The organism is Vibrio sp. T20 (assembly GCF_007858795.1).
Taxonomy (GTDB): domain Bacteria; phylum Pseudomonadota; class Gammaproteobacteria; order Enterobacterales; family Vibrionaceae; genus Vibrio; species Vibrio satsumensis.
In genome coordinates this window covers 1-323 of the sequence record NZ_VFEB01000033.1, presented here as the reverse complement: position 1 = coordinate 323, position 323 = coordinate 1, and the positions used below count along the sequence as shown (strand labels likewise).

The 323-nt window shown below is 43.3% G+C and carries 1 protein-coding gene; it reads right to left on the bottom strand.

Annotated elements, in window-relative coordinates; all coding sequences use genetic code 11:
- Window positions 1–204: 204 nt before the first annotated feature.
- Window positions 205–323 (bottom strand): hypothetical protein (locus FTW16_RS24890; RefSeq protein WP_409994443.1); only part of this gene is annotated, 119 nt, incomplete at its 5' end.

The following is a 323-nucleotide window of genomic DNA, read 5'->3' as shown; positions in this document are numbered from 1 at the left end:
TGACCAACGTTATAAATTAAAGTCCGTTGACAAAGCCTGGGCACAGTTCTTTGTCAAACTGCAATTCGAGTGTGGACACTCTGTCTTACTATGGCGAGACAGCTGTCGTGAGCGTGAGTATCGTCATTTTCTGGCACTCTTACAACGAGAGCGCTAGATAAAAAAAGGAGCACTTGCTCCTTTTTATTTATCTGTTACTCATATTTACGATTGGGTTTTCTCTGGTGTAAGAATTGTTGGGCCACTGTCTTTTGCAAGCTCAGGGTAATCTAACGTGTAGTGTAAGCCACGGCTCTCTTTACGTTGCATTGCACAACGAACCA